Here is a 279-nt window from a genome sequence, read left to right as displayed (position 1 = left end):
CGAGGACTTCAATTACTCCAACACTTTGCAGGGCCTTCACGATGCCGGGGGTGAGTGGACATTCGAGAATCTGAACCGGTTCCTCTACGCGCCGCGCGACTTCGCATCGGGCACGTCCATGTCCTATGCCGGCATGGACGATGCCGAGGACCGCGCGAACCTGATCGCCTGGCTGCGCCTGCAGGCGAGCGATCCGGTGCCGCTGCCAACCGAGGAGGAAGCGGCGGCGCTGGAAGGGGCCATGGTCGCGGTCAACGAGACGGGTCCGGCCGAACCCCC

General features: G+C 65.9%; 1 protein-coding gene. It reads left to right on the top strand.

The features are described 5' to 3' along the window. Positions 1-279: c-type cytochrome (locus R0J92_RS22560; RefSeq protein WP_411053301.1), on the top strand; the 279-nt coding region annotated here is incomplete at both ends.

This window comes from Tritonibacter sp. SIMBA_163 (assembly GCF_046535935.1).
Taxonomy (GTDB): Bacteria; Pseudomonadota; Alphaproteobacteria; order Rhodobacterales; family Rhodobacteraceae; genus Epibacterium; species Epibacterium scottomollicae.
The sequence above is the reverse complement of the archived record's forward strand: the minus strand, read 5'-3'. Positions and strand labels throughout refer to the sequence as shown.